This is a genomic window from Prevotella melaninogenica (genome assembly GCF_003609775.1).
Lineage (GTDB): Bacteria > Bacteroidota > Bacteroidia > Bacteroidales > Bacteroidaceae > Prevotella > Prevotella melaninogenica_A.
The window spans coordinates 261,280-283,530 of sequence record NZ_AP018049.1 but is presented as its reverse complement, the minus strand read 5'-3'; the positions used below and the strand labels follow the sequence as shown (position 1 = coordinate 283,530).

Annotated in this window: 18 protein-coding genes; 4 read left to right on the top strand and 14 right to left on the bottom strand. The window is 41.2% G+C overall.

Annotated features, from left to right (window positions below; all coding sequences use genetic code 11):
• Positions 1–196: 196 nt before the first annotated feature.
• Entirely contained in the window at positions 197–451 is a 255-nt protein-coding gene (gene rpsT / locus PMEL_RS01025; protein ID WP_120173587.1) for a 30S ribosomal protein S20, read from the top strand.
• A gap of 245 nt (positions 452–696) precedes the next feature.
• Here the strand turns inward: rpsT and hemG are convergent, their stop codons facing one another.
• The 4 genes from hemG to PMEL_RS01005 form a co-directional block, all read right to left on the bottom strand.
• Positions 697–2,061 carry a protoporphyrinogen oxidase gene (gene hemG / locus PMEL_RS01020; RefSeq protein ID WP_120173586.1) on the bottom strand — a complete coding sequence of 455 codons (1,365 nt, stop codon included), beginning with the start codon at positions 2,059–2,061 and terminating at the stop codon, positions 697–699.
• Positions 2,062–2,127: 66 nt separating this feature from the next.
• Positions 2,128–3,492 carry an oxygen-independent coproporphyrinogen III oxidase gene (hemN, locus tag PMEL_RS01015; protein ID WP_120173585.1) on the bottom strand — a complete coding sequence of 455 codons (1,365 nt, stop codon included), beginning with the start codon at positions 3,490–3,492 and terminating at the stop codon, positions 2,128–2,130.
• A 136-nt stretch (positions 3,493–3,628) separates the two neighbouring features.
• A complete protein-coding gene (locus PMEL_RS01010; RefSeq protein WP_120173584.1) occupies positions 3,629–4,831 on the bottom strand; it encodes an MFS transporter in 1,203 nt (400 codons plus the stop codon).
• Between the two features lie 111 nt (positions 4,832–4,942).
• Complete coding sequence (locus PMEL_RS01005; RefSeq protein ID WP_120173583.1) at positions 4,943–7,000, bottom strand: TonB-dependent receptor; 2,058 nt, start codon at positions 6,998–7,000, stop codon at positions 4,943–4,945.
• A 231-nt stretch (positions 7,001–7,231) separates the two neighbouring features.
• Between PMEL_RS01005 and gyrB the strand changes: the two genes are divergently transcribed.
• Positions 7,232–9,205: a DNA topoisomerase (ATP-hydrolyzing) subunit B gene (gene gyrB / locus PMEL_RS01000; protein WP_120173582.1), complete on the top strand. Its 1,974-nt coding sequence runs from the start codon at positions 7,232–7,234 to the stop codon at positions 9,203–9,205.
• Positions 9,206–9,421: 216 nt separating this feature from the next.
• Positions 9,422–10,306, top strand: coding sequence for a helix-turn-helix domain-containing protein (locus tag PMEL_RS00995; RefSeq protein WP_120173581.1), 885 nt, complete (start codon positions 9,422–9,424; stop codon positions 10,304–10,306).
• A 102-nt stretch (positions 10,307–10,408) separates the two neighbouring features.
• Here the strand turns inward: PMEL_RS00995 and PMEL_RS00990 are convergent, their stop codons facing one another.
• The 7 genes from PMEL_RS00990 to PMEL_RS00960 all read right to left on the bottom strand — a co-directional run bounded on the left by PMEL_RS00990 (position 10,409) and on the right by PMEL_RS00960 (position 16,145).
• Positions 10,409–11,014 (bottom strand): DUF3109 family protein, encoded by a 606-nt coding sequence (locus PMEL_RS00990; RefSeq protein ID WP_120173580.1) that lies wholly within the window; start codon positions 11,012–11,014, stop codon positions 10,409–10,411.
• Between the two features lie 297 nt (positions 11,015–11,311).
• Complete coding sequence (gene ung / locus PMEL_RS00985) at positions 11,312–12,010, bottom strand: uracil-DNA glycosylase (protein ID WP_120173579.1); 699 nt, start codon at positions 12,008–12,010, stop codon at positions 11,312–11,314.
• A gap of 15 nt (positions 12,011–12,025) precedes the next feature.
• Complete coding sequence (gene ung, locus PMEL_RS00980) at positions 12,026–12,691, bottom strand: uracil-DNA glycosylase (protein WP_120174594.1); 666 nt, start codon at positions 12,689–12,691, stop codon at positions 12,026–12,028.
• Positions 12,692–12,854: 163 nt separating this feature from the next.
• Positions 12,855–13,178, bottom strand: a complete 324-nt coding sequence (locus PMEL_RS00975; RefSeq protein ID WP_120173578.1) for a hypothetical protein — start codon at positions 13,176–13,178, stop codon at positions 12,855–12,857.
• Between the two features lie 149 nt (positions 13,179–13,327).
• On the bottom strand, positions 13,328–14,845 hold the full coding sequence (gene gpmI, locus PMEL_RS00970; protein ID WP_120173577.1) for a 2,3-bisphosphoglycerate-independent phosphoglycerate mutase: 1,518 nt from the start codon (positions 14,843–14,845) through the stop codon (positions 13,328–13,330).
• A gap of 340 nt (positions 14,846–15,185) precedes the next feature.
• Positions 15,186–15,668, bottom strand: a complete 483-nt coding sequence (locus PMEL_RS00965) for a TonB family protein (protein WP_120173576.1) — start codon at positions 15,666–15,668, stop codon at positions 15,186–15,188.
• A 12-nt stretch (positions 15,669–15,680) separates the two neighbouring features.
• Complete coding sequence (locus PMEL_RS00960) at positions 15,681–16,145, bottom strand: energy transducer TonB (RefSeq protein ID WP_120173575.1); 465 nt, start codon at positions 16,143–16,145, stop codon at positions 15,681–15,683.
• A 409-nt stretch (positions 16,146–16,554) separates the two neighbouring features.
• On the opposite strand from PMEL_RS00960, the gene PMEL_RS00955 reads away from it, so the two are divergent.
• On the top strand, positions 16,555–17,724 hold the full coding sequence (locus PMEL_RS00955; protein WP_120173574.1) for a hypothetical protein: 1,170 nt from the start codon (positions 16,555–16,557) through the stop codon (positions 17,722–17,724).
• Between the two features lie 235 nt (positions 17,725–17,959).
• Here PMEL_RS00955 and PMEL_RS00950 read toward each other — a convergent pair whose 3' ends face one another.
• The 3 genes from PMEL_RS00950 to PMEL_RS00940 form a co-directional block, all read right to left on the bottom strand.
• Entirely contained in the window at positions 17,960–19,147 is a 1,188-nt protein-coding gene (locus tag PMEL_RS00950) for an SGNH/GDSL hydrolase family protein (protein ID WP_120173573.1), read from the bottom strand.
• 140 nt (positions 19,148–19,287) lie between these two features.
• Positions 19,288–20,208, bottom strand: a complete 921-nt coding sequence (locus PMEL_RS00945) for a helix-turn-helix transcriptional regulator (RefSeq protein ID WP_120173572.1) — start codon at positions 20,206–20,208, stop codon at positions 19,288–19,290.
• Between the two features lie 417 nt (positions 20,209–20,625).
• Complete coding sequence (locus PMEL_RS00940; protein WP_120173571.1) at positions 20,626–22,245, bottom strand: RagB/SusD family nutrient uptake outer membrane protein; 1,620 nt, start codon at positions 22,243–22,245, stop codon at positions 20,626–20,628.
• Positions 22,246–22,251: the final 6 nt, after the last annotated feature.

Genomic DNA, 22,251 nt, shown 5'->3' with positions numbered 1-22,251 from the left:
AAAATTACAAAAATACAGCCTCTTACGAAAATTTATTCGCAAAAAGTTTGGTTGATTGAAATAAATGGGCTACCTTTGCACCCGCAAAATAAGCCATGGTCCCTTCGTCTATCGGTTAGGACGAGAGATTTTCATTCTCTAAAGAGCAGTTCGACTCTGCTAGGGACTACGAGTAAAATAAAAGAAGAAAACAAAGATGGCAAATCACAAATCATCATTGAAGAGAATCCGTCAGGACAAGGTTAAGACCTTGCACAACAGATATTATGCTAAGACTATGCGTAATGCAGTACGCAAGTTGCGTAGCATGACGGATAAGGAAGAGGCTGTTAAGCTCTATCCTGTTGTACAGAAGATGTTGGACAAGTTGGCAAAGACTAACGTTATCCACCAGAACAAGGCAGCTAATTTGAAGTCTGCTCTCTGCAAGCACGTAGCTACATTGGGATAAAAAACACTTTCAGTCATAGCTGAAAAGAACAATAAAAGCCGTAATCCAATAGGATTATGGCTTTTTGCATGTTATATACTTGTTTGACTTTGTGTTTTTGCTTAGGCCATTGGGATAAATTCAATTTGCTGTCACTGCTGTCATCCATTGTAAGCACTTAACTTATTAGTTTACAGAGGAGTAATTGAAGTGTTAAAAGTGACAGCAAATTGAAACAAGAAATATTCGTATAAGATAGCTTGTATTTACGATACAGACAAACTAATCTTCTCTGCCATATCCACAGCCTGCTTGATTCTATCGCCCATACCGATACCATCTTTCAAATTACCAATGATATGTAAACCAGGATGAGCAAGTTCTACGGCATCAATAGTACGAAGGCGAGCATCCGTTTCGGGCATATATTGTGGAATAGCATGGCTGTGTCTGTAAATACGAATGACGTCAGCACATGTGCCTTTAGGATAACCCAACATCGTATGAAGGGACGTATTAACCAATTCTATCAGTTCTTCATCTGTCTTATTGATATATTCAGGATGACAAGCACCACCAATGAAGAATGCGTAATTGGCTCCATCCTTAGGAGAACGCCCCTGAAAACAAGCGGAAGGCATAAGGACTCCCAACACTTTCTGTTTTTCTTTAGACGGCACTAATCCGCCAAAGGCATTCCAATGTACATCCCCCGTATTCTTCATTCCCACTCCAATCTCAATCACTGGAGCATAATAAAGATTGCTTAAGTCGTCAAGTTGAGCCTTAGGTAAGAAACTCAACAACTTAGGTAAGGCATAGGCAGGACAAGTTGTAACAACATGTTCAGCTATTATAGTATTCTCACCCCAAGATAGTTTCCACTTATCTCCTAACGGTTCTATACTTAGTTCTTTACAATTCGTTCGGATTCTCTCATCACCAATAACTCTCTCTAATGCAGAAACAAGGCTACGGAAACCTCCACGAGTAGAGAAGACAGCCTTCGTTGCACGCTTTTCCCTGTCCGTCTTTGGTTGTTTTGCAAGTGCCATAGCCCCTTTAATGAAACTTCCATAACGCTGTTCTAAGTCGTAGAGTTTAGGCAAAGCAAGGCGAGTTGGTAGTTGATAAGGGTTACCAGCATACACACCAGAGAGGAAAGGATCGACTGCATAATCAACAAAAGACCGTCCCAACCGTCGTTCAGCAAGGCTTCCCACACTCTCGTTAGGGTCTGTCCCCTTCTTACGCCATGGCTCACCAAGGATGCGGAACTTATCTTTCAGCGTGAAGAGAGGAGTTGTGATAGCAGACCAAAGTCCAGAAGGTAGGGCATGGAAGCGTCCATCTTTCCATATCAAACGGCATTTAGCAGAACTCTGTGCTACCTCCAACGTACAATCATCGCCTAACATATCGAAGAGTTCAGCCACTTCAGGGTATTTAATAGTACCCGTACTCGGTCCTTGTTCCATCACAAAGCCGTCTATCTCTTCCGTCTGCATAAGTCCACCGATACGATCGGCAGCCTCCAAAACCACTACATCTTGACTTTTACGACGTAGATAAGCAGCACAAGTAAGACCAGTAAGACCTGCACCAACAACAACTATCTTTCTTTCTTCCATAATATTTATGCTATATAGATTCCTCTACGCAGTTTCCCTACCCAACGATAAGGGAGAGTAAAGCTTTTATATCGGCTTTGAAAACATCTTATTCGTAGCCACCATCATCGGATCAAGCGCAGCAGCCACAGTTCGAACAAAGGGATTCCCCTCCCCTGTCATCTCTAAAGTATTCTCTGTTAAACAAAGAATACCATCTCTTTCCATCTCTTGCAGGCGTTCAACATCATAATTGATAGCCTCCTTCACCTCAGCTACCGACACAACAAGATCCTCCGCAAGGTGTGTCCAATCAAGATGATAGTTACACATCAAACGCTCTATTACTTCACGTACTATACGCTCTTTGGGCGTTAATTGGTAGCCTTTCCGAATAGGCAATGTACCCGCAGAAACTTCTGATATATATTCATCTATCGACTTTGTATTCTGTGCATAAGCAGTTTCTAATTGGCTGATACCCGTCACTCCAAAGGCATACACCTGCCCCGTTGTGCGACGAGTGCAATAACCTTGGAAGTTTCGATGTAGTCTATGTGATTGCAAAGCCTCAGATAGTTCATCATTAGGAAGTACAAAATGGTCCAAACCGATACTAAGATAACCCGCCTCACGCAGCACATCTTTAGCCTTTTGGAACATCAAAGCCTTCTCCTCCGTATCAGGAAGACCAGCCTTTTCAAGTATCATCTGACGCTTAAATATCCAGGGGCAGTGTCCATAACTGAATGTTGTAACACGGTCGGGGCGCATTGCTACAGCACGCTCTATCGTCTTCTTAAAGCTATCCGACGTCTGAAGTGGTAAGCCAAAGAGGAAGTCCATATTAATATTAACACCCGCACTACGAAGAATTGACACTATTTCCTTTGTTGGTAATTCAGAAGGCGTACGATTAACAAGTCTCAACACCTCTTCATTGAAGTCCTGTACCCCTAAACTAAAACGATTAAATCGTGCATCCAACAGTCCTTGCCAGTCCTCAGCTGTTAGATAGCCTGGATGACATTCTATGGCTATCTCAGGCTGTTCTATCGTAGAAAAAAGCGACAGCAGATGTTCATTCAGTTCTTTAAGAACGCTTACAGGCATAGCAGTAGGACTACCACCACCATAATGAATCTGCGATATACGTCTACTTTTATCCAGATGCTTTGCTACGATATCTATCTCCTTATGCAGTGCTTGCACATAGGCTTCGATACGCTCCTCTTTAGCCATTGGATAAGAGTTGCAGCCACAATAATGACAAAGACGCCGACAGAAAGGCATGTGAAAATAAAAAGAAAGATTCTTCTCACGCACCTCATTGCTATAATCAATCTCCTTCAGAAACTCTTCCCCAGTAAAAGGTCGGAAGAAGTTAGCTGGTGGATAACTCGTATAACGAGGTACAGATACATTGTATTTATCAATCAGTTCTTGCTTCATTCGTCGAAATAAATTATATAACAAAGATACGAATAACCCATAACATAGACAATCCTCATTTATAAGGAGAGCAATAACACCTTGTTATGTATTCGAAAAGAAATCAATTTGTCATGTTCAATTATGTATATACGGGTTATTTTTCCTTCCTAAAGGCTAATAGAACAAAGATAAGGCTAACAGTAGCCAACACCGTTTCAGCTATATAAAGACCACGATAGTCAAAGATATGTGCCACCGTTCCCGCCAATACCGCAATGAGCAGACCGCTTACATGACTAATAATAATTTGTATGGTGAAGTCGGTTCCTTCTCTACCAGGACGTACGCATTGCATAGCTGTAGTGTAAAGAACCACAGTAGCCAATCCGTAACAAGCTTGAATATAAATAATTCCGATAACAAATGCAGTCTTGTTAAAGTCTGCAAAAGTCATTGCAAGAAAATAGATTGGTGCCAGAATAATAAGTCCTGCAATGATAATACGAGCCTTATAAATTCCGATTCGGCGTATGAGAACTCCAGAGAACCACGCCATAACGAAGGATGCAGCTGTTCCGACGATACCAGTAAGGAATCCTATTTCCTTCATGTCGTATCCCTTATCAACAAGGTAAGGACGTAACATGGAAAGAATACCGATAATTCCCATGTAATAAAGCAGTAAGAAACCTATCTGCGGCCATATCTCCTTACGCCCAAAGAAGCTAAAGATGTCGGTCCACTTAGCTCGTTCTCTTGGTTTCTCATTCTCTATCTTGATATGAGGATTAAACATTAAAGGAATAATCATCATACAAACAAACAAGGCTAAGCAGGGTACTACAACATTCCAACCATAGCTTTTTAGTAAGATAAGCAAGACTCCTCCGCCAATAACTGCACCTCCGAAGGCTCCCATAGACTGCATACTATTGAGCATACTATGGTCGTGCTTCTTAAAAGAAAGGATGGCAAGTGCGTCTGTAGCAATGTCTTGTGTAGCCGAAGCAAGCATAGAGATAAACGCCAGAATGACCACAAGCATGATTTCAGAACGTACATTAATCAGCCCTGTGGCTAAGAGTGCAACGGCATATATCAACTCTGTAGTGATAATCGTACGTTTGTAGTCACGCACTGTTACGCAGTGCCGGTCAACAAAAGGTGACCATAGAAACTTTATCGTCCATGGAACTCGTACAAGATTTAGCAACCCAATGGTTGCAAGACTATATTGTCCTTCCCTCATGATAACCTGTAAGGCTGTCATAAGAAAGGATGACGGTACCATCTGTGCGATATATAGACAGAAGAACGTACCAAAACTTAGTTTCTTTGATGAAATGCTGTTGAACATGTTGTGAATTATATAAGTAGAGCAGCGTATTATGTACCATGGGAAAGAACTTCAGAAGGAGTAAACAGAAATAGCTGTAGCATCCTTTTTATCCTGGCCTCTATCCTCTCGTTAGAATGTCACGCTGAGGGAAGTACCAAAGGTAAGAGGCTTACCCTTCTGTGCATAGTTACCAGTTGACATCTTGAAACTGTAGGCTATATAGTCAGTTCCTGTCAGATTCTTCCCCCATAGCCCCCATGTGAATATACCTTTTGTGAGGCTGACCTTCGCATTAAGCGTCGCATAGAAGTTCTGGCGAACAATATTGTCATCAGCCCAATAAATACGACCGAGACTTGTTAAGCCTGCATTAACAACAATCTTATTAAACCAACCAGCCTGTAAAACAGTGTAAGTTCCATCTATTGAGAGCGTGTGATTAGGCACCATAGGAAGTCTATTACCCGAGAAATCCTCAGTAGCACTCTTCTTATATTCTAAGTATCGAGCATGTGTGTAACCATAGTTCATACTCAACTGTAAGCTCTTAATTGGATGATAAGCAAATGAGAGTTCGAATCCCTTACTATTCGTGTGCGCAGCATTAGCAATTAAGTTACCCACAGCAGGAATAGTGTAGGTTGTCTGCATGTGTCGCCAATCAATGTAGAAGATATCTGCTTCAGCTGTCAGTCGTCCATTCAAGAACTTTAATCGAGTCCCAATCTCATAATTCCAGCTGTATTCTGGGTCGTATGAACGCTCTGCGTCGGTCTTAAAAATAGTATTAAATCCGCCTGGCTTATAACCACGAGTGACACTCGCATAGTAGAGATTATCCCTATTTGTTAGATATTGAAGCGTAAACTTAGGGGTGAACTGACGGAAGTTTGCACTACTAATAAAGTCCTTTACATGTGTATTAGCACCTGTTGTTAACGTTACCTTATCTTGATTATAGCTTATTTTAGCATGCTCATAATCGAAGCGTAAACCAACAGTTGCCGATAAACCCCTCCATATATTATAAGAGCTCTGATGATAGATTGCATAGCCTGCTGTAGGGTTCTTATAGAAAGTAGGAGTTGAAAAATCCTTCGTATAATAACTCGTTTCTATAAATTGGTTTGAATGTAGCATCATACCAAACACACCAATAATCCATTGATAATGTCCCTTATCATTCGACTTCAAGGTTATGTCCTGGGATAACATATTCTGATGATAGCTATTATCAGTAAAGAATACGTCCTTCGGGGTGAAGTCTTGATCTAATCCTTGGTTTGATTTGATAAATTGATAAGACGTCTGACTATTGAAACTAATACGACTATTCTCATATCGAGCATTAAGACCAGTTGTTGAAATTAGACGCTTGAAAGTGCTATTGCGGTTATAACTAATAGGTGATAGTGCATCTTTAACAAGGTCATAAGGCGCGTATGGATAACCATTCTGCTTACTATGAGTAAGGGTACTATTGAGATGAATAAGCCAATTTGTAGTTGGTCGCCAGTAAAGTCCTAAGCGTCCTTCAATCTCATTCATCTTATCAGCCTTATCATTCAAGAACTGATTAGTGAACATACCATCGTTATGATGATAAGAAATAGCACTTGACAGACCCAGTTTATCACTCAGTTTAGAATAGTTAGAAGCCTGTGCTACAAAGTCATTATACCTTCCATAGCCAACTTTTATACGTGTTTTCTGATACTCAAGAGGGTTATGTGTGTAGACATTGATAACACCTGCTATAGTATTACGACCATATAAGGTTCCTTGCGGACCTCGAAACACATCTACAGCAGCAATATCACTGAGGTCAATATTAAATGCTGACGACTCAAAGTGAGGCACACCATCTACATAGAAACCCACAGCAGAACCCTTCGTCTTTGCTCCGATACCACGAATAAAAATAGGTGTGTTAGCATACGAACCATAGTCGGGCATATAAAAGTTAGGCATAACAGCCGTCAACTCTTTCAAACTCACAATTTGCTGGTTCAATAATTGCTGATGGTTAATAGTTGAGACAGCAACAGAGGTAAGGTTTCTTTTGTTCTGTTTGAAGTCAGTTACGACTACTTCATTAAGTGATACATCTTTGTTCACTACGGAGTCCGGAGTCACTCCAGCTACTCCACTGATTGTAAGGGATGCCAATAATAAGGTATTTAACATAAAAGAAGGCTTTTCGTTAATGTTTTTGTGTTGCAAAGGTACAGATAATGACTTTTCCGAACAATCCTCATTTATAAGGAAATTAAGTATTACCACTAAGAAGAATAAATGCTAATTATCAGCACAAAACGACAAATTAATATGTTTTCTTTTGTGTTTTTTGATAGTTTTTATTTCCAAATATAAAGGAAAAAGTGTATCTTTGCATACTATAAGAACAATCGAAAGAAAATGGCAGAAAATCCAGAAAACGAGAATAATTACTCCGCCAGTAACATCCAAGTCTTAGAAGGATTGGAAGCAGTACGCAAGCGTCCTGCTATGTACATTGGTGACATCAGTGAGAAGGGACTCCACCACTTGATTAACGAGACCGTCGATAACTCTATCGACGAAGCAATGGCTGGCTACTGTCAGAACATTGAAGTTACAATCAACGAGGACAACTCCATTACCGTTGAGGATGATGGTCGTGGTATCCCTGTTGACATGCACGAGAAGCTTCACAAGAGCGCCCTTGAAGTTGTTATGACCGTCCTCCACGCAGGTGGTAAGTTCGATAAGGGTTCGTACAAAGTCAGCGGTGGTCTGCATGGTGTAGGTGTAAGTTGTGTAAATGCACTTTCTTCACACATGAAGTCACAGGTGTTCCGTGATGGTAAAATCTACCAGCAGGAATACGAGAAGGGTAAGCCTCTCTATCCTGTAAAGGTTGTTGGCGAGACCGAAAAGACTGGTACACGTCAGCAGTTCTGGCCAGACCCAGAGATATTTACTACTACAGTTTACCAATGGGCAATCGTTGCACGTCGTATGCGCGAGTTGGCTTATCTGAATGCTGGTATCAAGATTACGCTTTCTGACCTTCGTCCAGATCCTGAAACAGGTAAGACACGCACTGAGGTCTTCCATGCTAAGGATGGTTTGAAGGAGTTTGTTCGTTACGTTGATCGCCATCGTCAGCACCTCTTCGATGATGTTATCTATCTCAAAACAGAGAAGCAGAACATTCCAATCGAGGTGGCTGTGATGTACAACACTGATTATACAGAGAATATCCACTCATACGTTAACAATATCAACACTATCGAGGGTGGTACTCACTTGCAGGGATTCCGTGCTGCATTGACTCGTACATTGAAGACATACGCAGACAATGACCCACAGATCTCTAAGCAGTTGGAGAAAGCTAAGATTGAGATTGCTGGTGAAGACTTCCGCGAAGGCTTGACAGCAGTCATCTCTATCAAGGTTGCTGAGCCACAATTTGAGGGCCAGACAAAGACCAAACTCGGTAATAGTGAGGTTTCAGGTGCCGTTCAGCAGGCTGTTGGTGAAGCGCTGACAGATTACCTCGAGGAGCATCCTAACGAGGCAAAGATGATCTGTAATAAGGTTATTCTTGCTGCTACAGCTCGTGTTGCAGCCCGTAAGGCACGTGAAAGCGTACAGCGTAAGAACGTGATGAGCGGTGGTGGATTGCCTGGTAAGTTGGCTGACTGTTCTAATAAGGACCCTAAGGACTGTGAAATCTTCCTCGTCGAGGGTGATTCTGCGGGTGGTTCAGCTAAGCAGGGACGTGACCGTTATACACAGGCTATCCTCCCTCTCCGTGGTAAAATTCTAAACGTAGAGAAGGTTCAGCGCCATCGTGTATTCGAAGCAGAGTCTGTTATGAATATTATTCAGTCTATTGGCGTACGCTTCGGTGTTGAGGGAGAAGGCGACTTTGAGGCAAATACTGATAAACTTCGCTATGATAAGATTATCATCATGACCGATGCCGACGTCGATGGTTCTCACATCGACACACTGATTATGACGCTCTTCTATCGTTATATGCCAAAGGTTATCGAGCAGGGACACCTGTATATCGCTACACCACCACTCTACAAGTGTACTTACAAGAAAGTAAGCGAATACTGCTACACTGAGCAACAGCGCCAAGCTTTCATCGATAAGTATGCGAATGGCAACGAAGATGGTAAGACTATCCACACACAGCGATACAAGGGTCTTGGTGAGATGAACCCAGAGCAGCTTTGGGAAACAACTATGGACCCAAAGACACGACTCTTGAAGCAGGTGACTATCGAGAATGCTGCTGATGCTGACGAGATATTCTCTATGCTGATGGGTGATGATGTTGAGCCTCGTCGTGAGTTTATCGAGAAGAATGCGACCTATGCTAACATTGATGCATAAGTTTCTCTAAGCAGATTAAAAACAGCTTCTAAAGCTGAAAACATAAAGAAAATCCCTTTCTCACAAAACGAGAAAGGGATTTTTTATTTTCTTCTAAATATCACCTATCACAACCAATTACCACCCATATTTCCACAGAAATTGTCCTTTTTCCCACATAAACTTTTCGAAAAAAGAAATAAATCAGTATATTTGCAACTTCTAAATAATAGGAAAATGAACAAAAAGATAAGACTTCTCGAAGTTAATGTAGCACAAGCAAAAGCAGTCTATCCTGAAGGTAAATATATAGACAACGACCTTATTCTCTTCGAAGATATTACGCAAGTACCACTTCCTACCAGTCCTTCTCGCATGAAGTCACTCTTTCTTGCACTCTGTACCAGCGGTCATGCGCAATATACCGTTGACACAAAGATGCACGAGGTGAGCTCTGGAGACGTCATTATCATCAGCGAGGAGCAGGTAGTTGCTGATTATATGCTTTCACAAGATTGCAAGGGAATCGCCCTCATCATGTCATACGATTTCTTTCAGAACATTGTAAGTGGAGTCCACGAACTTTCTGCTCTCTTCCTCTTTGCCCGTACACATCCCGTTTTCCATCTTGATGACAATCAGACTAAAGCATTGGAAAACGATATCGAACATATCAAAGAAAAGATTATTGATATTGGCCACCGTTTCCGCCGTGAGTTGGTTATGACAATGCTAAAGGCACTTGTCATCGACATGAGTAACATCATCTATCGCTTCCAACAAGTAGGAGAAGCTGGACAGACACGTGCTGAGGTCATCTTCCGTGACTTCATACAAACTGTGGAGAAGAACTACCGTACGGAACGACGTGTTAGCTGGTATGCACAACAGTTGTGTATCACATCGAAATACCTCTCTGAGACGGTGCGTACAGTCAGCAGACGTACGCCAAGCGACTGGATTGACTCCTATGTGACACGTGAATTACGCGTAATGTTAAGAAACAGTACGATGAGTATTAAGCAGATAGCTGATGAGCTAAACTTCGCTAATCAGAGCTTTTTGGGTAAATACTTTAAGGAACATGTGGGCATGAGTCCCTCGAAGTTTAGGAAAAGTTGACGAGTAGACGAGTTGACAAGTAGACAAGTTGACGAGTTAACCAGTTGCTTGTTCAAAGAATAATTCTCTTTGCTTTATATCGGTAGTAACTCGTCAACTTGTCTACTCGTCAACTTGTTCACTTATTAACTGAAGAGCTACTTCGCACAATTCATCATACCACTCCTTGCCAAATCTACGAGTAAGAGGTTCCTTCAAAAACTTATAAAGGGGAAGATTTAGTTCTTCTCCTTTTTTTCTTGCATCAGCACAGATGCGCCAGTGATGATAATTAATACCACAGGTACCATTACCAAAGTCTTTCACTCTAACGGGATACAACGAACAAGAAATAGGCTTTACAAAGCCTGTCTTACCATTACGATAGGAACGCTCCAACGCACAAAGACAACATCCATTCTCATAACAAGTAAAGACACAGTCCTTACCGCCAACGATACTCGTCACCAATTCACCTTCTTCATCGGTATAAGCAACGCCCTGCTTGTCGATGACCGCCTGACCAGAGGCAGACAAATCACCCCAAACAGTATCGAGAATGTTCTCTATCTCCATTGTCTCGTCCAAGGTCACAGGTGCGCCAGCATCTCCATCAATACAGCATTGACCATGACACTTATCGAGATCACAGCAAAACTTCACATTGATTATATCTGGTGAAACAAGCACATCGCCCACCATGAATATATGATCATACGTATTACCCATCTTTCTTAACGCTAAATTATTTCATTTTCAATTGTCTTTTGCAGTACTATCAACTGCCTTTATCCATTAACTCAGAGCCTTTCGCCAAATTATTTTCATGAAGAAAAATCTTTTTTCTCGTGAAAATAAATATTTCTTTTCATGAAAATAAATATTTTTCTTCACGAAGATAATTCCCTTCTAACCTTATTTTAAGGCTTTAATTAGGTAAACAAACTATCTTAGTCCTATAAGCCTTACAAGGCAAATACGCCTTATACTCTTTAAAGTAAACAACTCGAAAACTAATAAACTTATTCACTCGTCAACTTGTTCACTCACTACCATCCAGTCAATAGTTGCAATTCCATGCTCATTTAAATACTTGTTGCAGCACGTGAAATGTTCTTTTCCATTCCATTCTCCTTTACGGCGGACAGCCGGTGAAGGGTGTATCGCCTTCAAAACCATATGCCTGCCATTATCCGTACGTATAAAACGCTCCTTTCGTTGCGCTATACGTCCCCATAACATAAAGACGATATGCTCACGCTCAGCATCCAATGCCTTGATAACAGCATCCGTAAAAAGCCGCCACTTGTATTTACGATGACTGTTAGCTTGCTTCTCACGCACAGTCAATACCGTATTCAACAACAACACACCTTGTTCAGCCCAGCGTGTAAGGTCTCCCGAAGGCTGATTAATCCCATTGAGATTAATCCCAAGTGCCCTATATAGAGTCTTCAATGAAGGCGGAAGCTGTACGCCTTCAGGCACGGAGAAACTCAGCCCCATAGCTTGACCAGGATTGAAATAAGGGTCCTGCCCCATAATGACAACCTTTACCTTATCAAAAGGACAAAGATTTAAGGCATTGAAAATCTTATCTTCTGGCGGATAGCAAGTCTTATTCTCATACTCCTCTCGCACCTTTTCTACCAAATTCCTGTAGTAGGGTTCATCCATTTCGTCTTTCAGCTTTTCACGCCACGACTCTTCTAAAATCCATTCCATTGCTGTTAATTATCACTACCACTCAATAGGTTGCGCCCCACAAGAGGTCAAGTAGGCGTTACAACGTGAGAACTGGTGCTGCCCAAACCATCCACCACGATTAGCAGAGAGTGGCGAAGGGTGTACACTTTCTATGACACAATGTCGCTGCTGGTCGATCAGTGCCTTCTTACTACGCGCAAAACCGCCCCAAAGCATAAAGACTAAGTTCTCTCGACCATCACTTAGTGCCTTGATAGCTGCATCTGTAAAGGTTCCCCACCCTAATCGCTGGTGACTATTAGCGACGTGTGCACGAACGGTAAGTGTAGCATTCAGCAGGAGAACTCCTTGCTCTGCCCATCGTGTCAAGTCACCAGACTGATAAATCGGTGTACCCAAGTCAGCTGCAATCTCCTTATAGATATTCTGCAATGAAGGTGGAAGCTGTACCCCATCAGGCACGGAGAAGCTTAATCCCATCGCCTGGCCGGGCTCATGATAAGGGTCTTGACCGATAATCACAACCCTTACTTTATCGAAAGGACAAAGATTAAAGGCATTGAAAATCAACTTCCCTGGAGGATAACAAGAGAACTGTGCATACTCTTGTCTCACCTGCTCAACCAACTGCTGGAAGTAAGGTTTCTCAAACTCTCCTCTCAGTTGTTGTTCCCACGAAGCTTCTATCTTTACGTTCATAGCTATGACTTTTATCCACAAGCGCAATAAGAAGAAGAATGAAGATTTCATTATCTCATCCTATCACACGTAGTTTTGTTACTACAAAAGTACGATAAAGTTCTGATAACAACAAAAAAGTCGTGCCTTTCGACACGACTTTCTTATTTTTGAAGTTAAACTATTACTTCTTCTTTGGCTGAGCCTGCTTCTTGCAGCAGCTACCTGCCTGTGCCTTCTTGCAGTCCTTCTTTTCCTTATCACAAGCCTTAGCAGACTTATCGCAAGCCTTTTCCTGCTTCTTGCAGCAGCTACCAGCCTGCTTATCACAAGCCTTTTCAGCCTTCTCATCACAAGCCTTACCTGCCTTATCGCACTGCTTGCCCTTCTCTACCTGCTCATTTGGAGCCTTGTCACACTTCTTTGAGCACTGGCTCTGTGCCTGTGCGCTGAGTGAACATACACTAAATGCTACTACAAGTGACAATGCTATTTTCTTAAAATCCATAATCTTTTACTGTTTAAAAATTACACATTAATATCTTTAAAACTCGGAAAGGATATAATTCCTTATGGGCGCAAAGGTAATGAAAAAAGAAATCCCAAATGCAAAAAATGCGCTTGGGATTTAATTATTTTAGATTTATTAAAATCTGTTTAATCATTTATAAGATTCTCACCTGTCATATCTGCTGGCTGTTCTAAGCCCATAATATGAAGGATTGAAGGAGCAACGTCAGCCAAACGACCATTCTTAACTGTTGCTGAGTTATTGTCAGTAACATAGATGAATGGTACTGGGTTGAGTGAGTGAGCAGTGTTTGGACTGCCATCCTCATTGATTGCGTTGTCTGCATTACCGTGGTCAGCGATAATGATTGTTTCATAATCGTTAGCCTTTGCAGCCTCAACCACCTCCTTAACACACTGATCAACTGCCCATACAGCCTTTGCAATCGCATTGTAAACACCTGTATGACCCACCATATCACCATTAGCAAAATTCACAACGATGAAGTCATACTCCTGTGTATTAATAGCACCAACAAGCTTATCCTTCACCTCGAAGGCACTCATCTCTGGCTTCAAGTCGTATGTTGCCACCTTTGGAGAAGGTACCAAGATACGATCTTCACCTTCATAAGGCTGCTCACGACCACCATTGAAGAAGAAGGTTACGTGTGCATACTTCTCTGTCTCGGCTGTGTGAAGCTGCTTCTTGCCGAGCTTGCTGAGATATTCACCTAATGTATCCATTACGTTCTCCTTAGGGAAGAGTACATTCACGTTCTTAAAGTTTGCATCGTATGGAGTCATACAGTAGAACTGCAGATCCTTAATTGTGTGCATACCTTCCTCTGGGAGGTCCTGCTGTGTGAGCACCAATGTCAACTCCTTCGCGCGGTCGTTACGGAAGTTGATGAAGATAACTACGTCACCCTCCTCAATCTTACCATTCACAGAAGAATTGGTAATAGGCTTGATAAACTCGTCAGTCACACCTTCTGCATAGCTTGCCTCAATCGCCTTAACCATGTCAGTAGCAGGAGTACCCTTACCCTCAACGAGCAAGTCGTATGCTTCTTTCACACGGTCCCAACGCTTATCACGGTCCATTGCATAGAAACGGCCAATTACTGAAGCGATATGTGCATCATTTGCATCACATACCTTCTGAATGTCAGCAACGAAACCTGCACCACTCTTTGGGTCAGTGTCACGTCCGTCCATGAAACAATGAACGTAAACATCCTTGAGGTTATATTCTTTACCAATCTCGATGAGCTTAAAGAGGTGATCAAGTGAAGAGTGTACACCACCCGCAGAGGTCAGACCCATCAAGTGAAGTTTCTTACCATTCTTCTGTGCATAGCTGTATGCATCAATGATATCTTGGTTCTTCAAGATGTCACCGCTCTGGCAAGCCTTGTTAATCTTAACGAGGTCCTGATATACGATACGACCTGCACCTATATTCAAGTGACCAACCTCAGAGTTACCCATCTGGCCATCTGGAAGACCTACGTCCTCACCTGAAGCCTGCAACTCAGAGTGTGCACTAACTGCATTCAAATAATCTAAGTATGGAGTTGGTGTGTTATAGATTACATCACCCTTACCATGCTTACCGTTACCCCATCCGTCAAGGATCATCAATAAAGCTTTCTTTGCCATAATTATTCCTTTATTTTTGTTATTATCTTCGTTTATTACCTATTATTATTATTGTTACTGCAAAGGTACGATAAAAGAATAAGATGGGGGCAAAAAGCCATTGGAAATTTGAAGATGAAAGCTATAGAATTAGAAGTATAGGAGTATTCAGCCCTTTGATTCACTGTTTGAAAGCATAAGGCAGCAACATCAAAGAACATTGTTACATTTTTCTTCCTTCGTGCTAATACTCCGCACGGTTGGTGCTCATGGCTAACACCAACCGTGTTAAGAGTAAACACTAATCTTAATAATGACTAAATACTTTAAGTTAAGTGGCTATATTATGAGTAACTTTGTCTTATTGCAATCTGAAAATGACTGGCACAAGCTGCCAAACTCCCTGCCTCGGTCGTCTTTCCCACTCCCACGCTGGCATAAGTTTTAGTACGCGAAGTGCCTCTCTGTCCAAATACGGGTCTACAGAACGCATAACCCTGAACAGACAACAATGACCAGAGGGAGTCACAAAAAACTTTATAATAACCTTTCCCGATATTGAGTTTTCTGCCAATTCAGGCGGATATTGAAGATTTGATGCGATGAATTCGAAGAGATTACCTCGGAACGAAGGTTTCAATCCCTCGACAGTTTCGAACATCTTTGCACCTAAGGTATCCACATTCAAGGTGTCATTACAAGGATCAAAGGCTGGTTCCGCACAATAAGGCTGCTCTATTTGTTCCTTTTTCTTCGGTTTCATCGTTCTTTTCAGCTTCTGTGCATTGATATTACTAACGACTACAAAACTTAAAAACAGGACTAACAACAGTTTCTTCATCATAACCGTAGACTTTTATTGTTGAGCTTTTTGCTTCTTAAAATAAACTGGTAAGACATACCAAGCACCATTTCCTTCCATAGAACTCATATTCCATTTTGGCATTAACTTCAACACTCTTAATGTCTCAGCATCGAAAGATGGATTCAACGAACGGAGGACCTTAAATTGAGAACAGCTACCGTCGCGGTCTATATAGAACTTGACAATCACCCTCCCTTCAACATTCTTATTCTTACGACCGGCTGGCCATACAAGGTGAGTACGGAGGAATTGTTGGATATTACCTGGGAAATATGGTATTGGAGGAATACAACAGATAATCTTCTCGGGCATTTCTTTTTTCACTCCTAAGGTATCGATTGTATCTTTCCGAACCTCATTTTCATAAGATTTCATCGACATATTCTTCTGTTGGGCAGTAACAGTTCCTTCCATACAGATACTAAGTGATATTGCAAACAATATTCGTTTCATCATATAAACCTTTTGTTTTATTCTCCTTTACAGCTACTAAACGCAGCCTTTCGAGAGATTATTATAAACAAACTCTTTGCTTTGAAGAGTCTTTCGAACATTCTTAATTTAAAACCTGCGCCAACGCTTAAACGCAATCACGCCGCCGCAGGTTTATGAATTGCAGATGACATATATTGGAACTTATTGTCGATGCAAAGGTAAAGAAGAATATAAAGTAATGCAATAGCACCATTAGCATTGACACATACAACACAATATAACATTTGACTATCAGCTACTTATAATTAACAACATCATTTCTTTGACACAATAAAGTTTGCAAATGTTCCCTCGTTTTCGCACTTTATGGAGCTTTAAGATAACTTTTCACTCCCTTTCCTTTCACCCTAATTTGGCAATACGCAGTAGAATGTGTATCTTTGCAAATATGAATAAAAAGCCTATTTTACTACTGATTAGTATTTTGACATTGCTTTCATGCAGCCAAAGGAAACTGCCCAACTATCCCGCAACAGACGAAGGAATCACTCGTATGAGGCTCGATAGTGCTACTTTCTTCATGGCTAAGCATGACACAAGGAATGCGATGTATCAGCTAAAATCGGCAGAAAAACACCTTTTCAACGTAACAGAAGACTCTTTGAAGTTTGCTACATACTATCGTATTGCCCTCTTGAATGCCCAAAATGGTGCTTATAAATTAGCACTTGACTATTTCAAACATACTACTCGATATGCTAATGATAGCAAGAAGAGTCACAGACTCACCGACATTTACCTCGGTAAAGCCTCTGTTTTTAACCAAATGGGACAACGTGACTCTGCCCTATTGTACGTTAAGAAGGCTGAAGCCTTCAAACCTCGTATTCGTAAAGACCAAGAAAGTCACATCGAAGAACTAAAAACACGCATCGAAAAACGCCAAATTTTATCGGTTTCACCGGAAAAAGATATTGAGATTGTACAGATACAAGACCGCTACGAAGTGGCTATCGCACAGCGTAAGACCCTACAATTACAACTCTATATCGCTTATCTTGTTATCTTCCTTATACTCCTTACAACTGGTATCGTAGTGTGGTTTCGCCGACGTATGCACCAACAACAACACGCATATAGGAAACAACAAGAGGAAACTGAACAGAATATTCAGCTATTACTCCGACGGAAAGATGCAACCATTGATGAGATGAAGGCAGAAGTTGACAGTAAAATCAATGAGTTAGAAGAGCTGAAACAAAAGACTCCAACACATAGTGGAGATACAAAAATAGCCGATTCCATCGAGCAAACAAAGTTGGGAGTAGATACTCTCTACACCATTCTAAAAGGTGGAAATATCTCACAAATGGGCAAACGTGAACAGCAGGCACTCAACGCCATTATGCCCAACTTTGATTATGACCTTGCCTACGTCATCAATAATCCCCGCTATGCGTTCACTCCAAAGGAGACATTCTACTATATAATGGAACACAACGGAATGACCGACGAGCAGAAAGCTGAAGCCTTCTGTTGTACATCACAAGCTATCAGATCGATTAAAAGTAGAATGAAAAAGAAGATGGAAAAGTCATAAGAAGAACTTCCTGAAGCAGATATAGAACTTGAAACAGAGGACAAATCAGCCTTATGCCTAACACACCTTCGTCATTAAGTTATAACAATCAGATACACAGGAGAGCATTTGAAAAAGGTAGATTTAATAGCCCTCTCAACCTATGAGCGATCAAGTAGACTTCTTGAACTGAAGCGTTCACCAATACATATCAGTAAGGAGCATTCCATTCTTTAAAAAGAGTTGGAAATAACCCCTACATCTTCTTTGCAGCATACTCTCCCATCGCTTTATAACCTGCAGGATTCGGATGTAACCAATCACCTATCTGCCATTCTTTACGCAAGTGGTCGGGTGATGACGGATCACGCATGAGTGTATCAAAGTCGATGAAACCGTCAATTTCACGAGTGCTTCTTATCCATTCATTCACCGTCTTACGAGCAGCCTCACGCTCCTCAGTAAAATAATTCTTGCAGCCATTGAAAGGGGTTATCGTACCCATATAAATCTTCAAACCACGTTGGCGAGCCTTCTTAATCATCACCTGATAAGCTTCTATCAATTGGCGAGCAGTTTCTTCTGGATTGGTTGACGTACCGATATCATTAATAGCCTCAAAGATAATTACAGCACGAAGTCCTCTTTGTCCCAAGATATCACGATCGAAACGCTCTTGTCCTGGCTGTCCTAAACCGACAGAGAGGATACGATTATCCCCAATACCAAGATTCAACACACCCGTTTTCGGACTCTTTGAATCATTTTCTCCATTCAGTACTGCAGACATAAAATCAGGCCAACGATCTTGTGCATTTGTCACACAACCTTTTCCATCAGTAATACTATTACCAAGGATAGCCACACTGGAAGCAGATGCATCAAGGACATCAATAGCAGAAATATTAAACCAATGGTCCTCTTTGAAGGCTGTCGAGAAATCAGTATTAGCATTTGTCACACCACGTAATATATAAGATGTAGTACGCGAACCCATGTGAACAGTAGGTTCCTTCGGTGCCTTAAAATAATTAATAGTAATTGACAAACGTTCCAACGGTTGTAAATCAAATGTCAACGCATCTGAAAAGACAGCTTTACCAGCAGCGATAGTTACCCGACGTTTATTATTAAAGAGAAGATACTTTACAGAATTCTTCTGTATCTCTGGGCCTTCTCCAGCCTTTGCAATGTAAACACTGGTAATCTCAACAGGCTCAGAAGACATCTCATTACTCAACTGCAAACGAACAACAGGACCACCGATACTCACCTTCACAACTTGTCGCACAGAGCGATTCGTCATCTGGTTATTATAAGGCATAAAACCCTTATCAACTGTCTGTGGCGCACAAGCCCATGTACCTACCCAACGCTCTTGCTGTGCATAAGCGTTGAGAGTAATAAAAAACAATAAAACGAATAAAATCTTACGTGTAAACATTGTCCTGAATTTAAAACCTCTCAATCCTCTATCATTGTCTCCAACTAAAAGATAATATTAGAAAACATATTTCTATTGATGAAAGGTTGATGATAAATAATGATGTTTTGTTATGAATAATAAAATAAAGAATGATTTTCCTACTTCTGCAATAGTTGGTTTGACGAGTCTATAAGGCTTTCTATTTCCGCTCTCATATACGCCTTGAAACCATCTCCCTCAATGATTTCTATATCTTTGAAGAGTCCAAGGACGAAGCGACCTAAACCACGATAATCGCATACTTCTATATCTAAAAGCCACGAGCCTTCCTCTATTGGAGTAATATAATGTGCACCTTGTGGATACTCCTCCTTAAAGAGGTTGTGTGACAACTGTCCTAAGCGCAATCTCACACGATGTCGCTCCTCACTACTAAACATAAAAATATCCGTAAACACCTGCCTATGTTTATCTTCATGAAGCCAGGGTGTATCTAATATTTCCACACCCGTCATACGTGAAATCTTAAATGTCTTATTCTGTTTCGACACCAATTCATGACAACGAACGTCCTCATTGTTATGCAACAAGAGAAAAGGTTCTACAAGACGATCCTTAACAGAGTGACTATGTGGGCTTGAATATCCAATTATTCTAACCGTTTTCTTCTCTGCCATAGCCTTACGCAACAGTTTCATATTACTATCCATCTGGCGATGAATAGGCGAATCGGCTGACACAGAAAAGTTATAAGTGCTTTCTAACTTCTGCCTTAGTTGGTTCACCATCTCACTATCATTGCCAGCCATCGTCAGTACACTATGGATTGTCTTCACATCTTTATCTGTAAACTGAATCGTTTGCAGCAACTGTGTGAAGAAAGGAGAGCGACGGTCAATATGATAATATCCCTGACTCTTGAACACGATAAAGCCTGCGTGCTTGATGAAGTCAAGTAGGTAATAGAAATTCCTACGTGATAAATCCATCCGCTCACACAACTCTTCGACAGTATAGTTACGTCCGTCTGACAATAGAATCAACAGCTCTAACTGTTTCTTTAGTTTATCAAACCTCATTCTTACAATAAATAGAAATATAATATATAACGCAGAAACAACACTTTTATTAACCTGTGCAACGTTTTTTATCTTTAATCATAATCTAATATAACTTAGTCCACATACATTTCCGTCTATAATAAAAGTTTCTTCCGATATTGAGAGATAAAGGTTCCTTAACAAACACAAGATTATTATGCTTTTTACAAAAATACTTTTAAATTGATTTGCTGTCACTTTTAACATTTCACATAACACTACTGGTAACTAACAAGTTAGAAGAATACTTTATGTGACAGTAGTGACAGCAAAAATACAATAAGGAATAACTACTATGTCACTTGAGAACCAAATGAGCCAAATTAAATAGAGATAACACAAAAAGGCGAAAAGAGACCTACTCTTTCCGCCTTTCTATTTATAAAAACTTACGACTTACTCGTTCTTCAAAAGATCATTATAGTCAATCTCGTTCTGTGGAACCACCCAAGTCCACTTGTTACCGAAGTCTACAGCAATAGTTTTAGCAACAGCTGCATGTGCATTACCACCTTCAGCAAATGAGTGGCGAACAACAGGAATATTCCAACGCTTGTAATCACTCCACGCAAAGCCTTCACCCCAAAGCTCAACCTCACGGTAATCCTTGATTTCCTCAAAGAGGTCAGTACCTGTCTTTGTACAAGTATAGCTTGCGTTACGACCAGTTGTAGCATTCAGTTTAACCAATGCAGCCTGTGCATCAGCAGTGTTACCTAAGAAGTAATTAGCCTCAGCCTCGATAAGCACCATCTCACTTGAACGGATGAAAGGAACATAACTAACACCCGGCTGTGCAGTTACCCAGAACTTCATGTGGCTATCCAAGTAGATATAACCAGAAGCATAAGCTGCAGAGAGGCCTGAAATCTGATGCTTCTTAACGATAGAGTCAGCCTGTGCCAACACACTCTCATTACCCATACCCAAGATACCATAGGTCTGGTTTACCTGTGCATTGTCAGTAATGTCAATACTGCGGAATTTATCAGCAGTGATAAAGAGCTGCTTACGAGCATCATTATTAGGAATACGTGTAATCAACTCATGACCGATAGTACCAGCACCCGTACTCTGACTACTTGCATAGTAACCATTACAAGCACCCTGTACACCATAAGCCCAATACCAGTTCTGCTCACTTGCATCGCCATAGCTACCAAGGATCCACTCATCATTTGGCTTATAGAAACCAGTAGCGTATGCATCACCAGTCATCAAAGGACGCTTACTCTGCGCCAACTTAGCCTGTGCCAAAGCTGTGGCATAGTCCTGACGAGTCAATGCTGCACGTGCATAAACTGCATAAGCGGTATTCAAGTCAGGAATCCAACACTCAGCTGTTGAACGTGTCACACCACTCTCAGTGAAGAGCTTGATAGCCTCCTGACAGTCCTTGTAAATCTGAGCGTAAGTCTCAGCAAGTGTTGAAGCCTTCAGTTCACCCGTAGAGGTATCAATACGCAAAGGCAATCCCGTAGAGGCACCATTGTTACTATCCTGCCAACGATAGCAGTAATAGTGTGCCAACTTCTCAAATGCGTATGCACGGAAGGTCAATGCAGAAGCCTTGATAAACTTTCTGTCAGCCTCACTACCCGTAGCATTATCAATGTTTGCAAGGAGAGCATTTGCATTGTTAATGATCTGGTAGTAATAAGTCCACGCATAAGAATCATAGATACTTGTTGAACGGAAGTGGAATGTCTGATTATGGATAGGAGCCCAACCAGAAGCATAACGGTTATAGTTATAGTTCTGACTTGGAAGGTTCTCATATAGACGCATAATCGCATTCTCACCCGCAAAACCCTGACTATAGTAACTCTGCTGTACGCTCATTGACTTTGCAATACCATTCAAGGTATTACGTGCATTACTTGTCGTAGCGTATGCTGCTGACGGCTCTGCCGATTCAGCAGGTGAAACATTGAGGTAGTCACCGGAGCAAGATGCTGTTATTGCAGCTACAGCAATTAAAGCCCCTGCTGTGAATTTATTTATTGAATATTTCATATTATT

Coding starts and splice junctions, on each gene's coding strand:
- rpsT (WP_120173587.1), top strand. CDS start 197: ATGGCAAATCACAAATCATCATTGAAGAGAATCCGTCAGGACAAGGTT.
- hemG (WP_120173586.1), bottom strand. CDS start 2,061: ATGGAAGAAAGAAAGATAGTTGTTGTTGGTGCAGGTCTTACTGGTCTT.
- hemN (WP_120173585.1), bottom strand. CDS start 3,492: ATGAAGCAAGAACTGATTGATAAATACAATGTATCTGTACCTCGTTAT.
- PMEL_RS01010 (WP_120173584.1), bottom strand. CDS start 4,831: ATGTTCAACAGCATTTCATCAAAGAAACTAAGTTTTGGTACGTTCTTC.
- PMEL_RS01005 (WP_120173583.1), bottom strand. CDS start 7,000: ATGTTAAATACCTTATTATTGGCATCCCTTACAATCAGTGGAGTAGCT.
- gyrB (WP_120173582.1), top strand. CDS start 7,232: ATGGCAGAAAATCCAGAAAACGAGAATAATTACTCCGCCAGTAACATC.
- PMEL_RS00995 (WP_120173581.1), top strand. CDS start 9,422: ATGAACAAAAAGATAAGACTTCTCGAAGTTAATGTAGCACAAGCAAAA.
- PMEL_RS00990 (WP_120173580.1), bottom strand. CDS start 11,014: ATGGGTAATACGTATGATCATATATTCATGGTGGGCGATGTGCTTGTT.
- ung (WP_120173579.1), bottom strand. CDS start 12,010: ATGGAATGGATTTTAGAAGAGTCGTGGCGTGAAAAGCTGAAAGACGAA.
- ung (WP_120174594.1), bottom strand. CDS start 12,691: ATGAACGTAAAGATAGAAGCTTCGTGGGAACAACAACTGAGAGGAGAG.
- PMEL_RS00975 (WP_120173578.1), bottom strand. CDS start 13,178: ATGGATTTTAAGAAAATAGCATTGTCACTTGTAGTAGCATTTAGTGTA.
- gpmI (WP_120173577.1), bottom strand. CDS start 14,845: ATGGCAAAGAAAGCTTTATTGATGATCCTTGACGGATGGGGTAACGGT.
- PMEL_RS00965 (WP_120173576.1), bottom strand. CDS start 15,668: ATGATGAAGAAACTGTTGTTAGTCCTGTTTTTAAGTTTTGTAGTCGTT.
- PMEL_RS00960 (WP_120173575.1), bottom strand. CDS start 16,145: ATGATGAAACGAATATTGTTTGCAATATCACTTAGTATCTGTATGGAA.
- PMEL_RS00955 (WP_120173574.1), top strand. CDS start 16,555: ATGTGTATCTTTGCAAATATGAATAAAAAGCCTATTTTACTACTGATT.
- PMEL_RS00950 (WP_120173573.1), bottom strand. CDS start 19,147: ATGTTTACACGTAAGATTTTATTCGTTTTATTGTTTTTTATTACTCTC.
- PMEL_RS00945 (WP_120173572.1), bottom strand. CDS start 20,208: ATGAGGTTTGATAAACTAAAGAAACAGTTAGAGCTGTTGATTCTATTG.
- PMEL_RS00940 (WP_120173571.1), bottom strand. CDS start 22,245: ATGAAATATTCAATAAATAAATTCACAGCAGGGGCTTTAATTGCTGTA.